Consider the following 1,444-nt stretch of genomic DNA (forward strand, 5'->3'; position numbering starts at 1 on the left):
CCGTTCTCGGTCACCGCCAACCAGCTCATCGGCGTGCAGACGGCCTTCAGCGCCAAGGACGGCAACATCAAGGCGGCCGGCGAGTGGTCGCTGGGCGGCTCCATGGGGTTCGGTTACGCCAACGGCGCGTTCGGCGCTACCGAGCCCTGGCGCCTCAGCGTCCGCAACAGCATCACGGACTCGATCAGCGGCCCGTCGGTCGGCGTGAACGGGATCATCGTGCACTACCAGGCCGCGTTCCGGGCTGGTCTGGGTGCGCGCGGCTTCACCGCCGGGTTGTACGCGACAGTCACCGCCTCGGTGGGGCTGACCGTCGGCTCCGCGCTGGGGGCACCGCTCGTGCTGTGCCGCAGCACCCAGCTCGGCCTGTACCTGGACTACGGCGTCGGTTACACGATTCCCGCTGGCCTGACGAGGGCGATCAACGCGTTCCTCGATCTGGTGAACGCCGGACCGATCGCGGCGAAGGCGGGCATCGGCAGAGTCGACAACGTCTTCACCAAACTGGACATCCAACCGCCCAAGAAGATCTGCACCTCCTAACGTCCCCAATCGGGCTCACCCCCACCTCGACTCGGTGATCAAGAGATTTCGGTCAGCGTCCACGGCGTGTCGTGACGCAAACCTCTTGATCACCCGCTCGGGGGGTGGGGGGTGGGGTGGTGCGGGCGGGGGGGGGGGGGGGGGGGGGCCCGGCGGGTGCGGCGGACCGGCCTCCGCACCGCCCGGACCAGGGTTTAGCGGGCTGAGCAGGTGGGGCTGAGAGTGCCGGCGGTGCCGTTGGCCTGGAAGCCGTACTCGGTGGACTGTCCGGCGCCGACCTGGCCGTTGTACGACACGTTCGTCCAGGTTGTCGTGCCGCTGTTACCGCTGCGGTCGGCGCTCCACGCGTTGGTGACCGTCGCGCCCGACGGCAGCGCGATCGTCACCGTCCAGCCGTTGAGGGCCGACGATCCGGCCGTCACCCGAACGTTCGCCACGAAGCCACCCGTCCACTGGTTCACCGTCACCGTGGCCGTGCAGCCACCCGTCCCCGGCGGCGGGGTCGTGGGCGGATCGGTCGGCGGGTCGGTCGGCGGGTCGGTGGGCGGGTCGGTCGGCGTGGTGCCGTTGTTCAACGCCGCGAGGACGGCGTCGTACGCCGGCTTCTTCGAGCCGTTGCTGTTGAACAGCAACGGGGTCTGGGAGGCCCGCCACGAGTCACTGTCCCGGATGCCCCACACGGTGATGCCGTTGCAGCGCGAAACGGCGAGGCAGTCCTCCACCACGCTGCGGTAGGTGTTGGCCGACGCGCCCTGGATGTCCAGCTCGGTGATCTGGACGTCCACACCGAGAGCCGCAAAGCTCGACAGCGTGGTGCGGTAGTTGCTCACATAGGGCGAGTCGTTGTTGAAGTGCGACTGGAACCCGACGCAGTCGATCGGCACACCACGCGACTTGAAGT

Annotated in this window: 1 protein-coding gene and 1 pseudogene; one reads left to right on the plus strand and one right to left on the minus strand. The window is 68.8% G+C overall.

Features of this window, described 5'->3' with window-relative positions; translation table 11 throughout:
- A pseudogene (locus KBX53_RS32755) lies at nucleotides 1-543 on the plus strand (hypothetical protein); the annotation flags it as partial.
- 194 nt (nucleotides 544-737) lie between these two features.
- Here KBX53_RS32755 and KBX53_RS32760 read toward each other — a convergent pair.
- On the minus strand, nucleotides 738-1,444 hold a 707-nt coding region (locus tag KBX53_RS32760; RefSeq protein ID WP_210863734.1), incomplete at its 5' end, for an endo-1,4-beta-xylanase.

This window comes from Micromonospora sp. M51 (assembly GCF_018070305.1).
Classification (GTDB): Bacteria; Actinomycetota; Actinomycetes; order Mycobacteriales; family Micromonosporaceae; genus Micromonospora; species Micromonospora parva.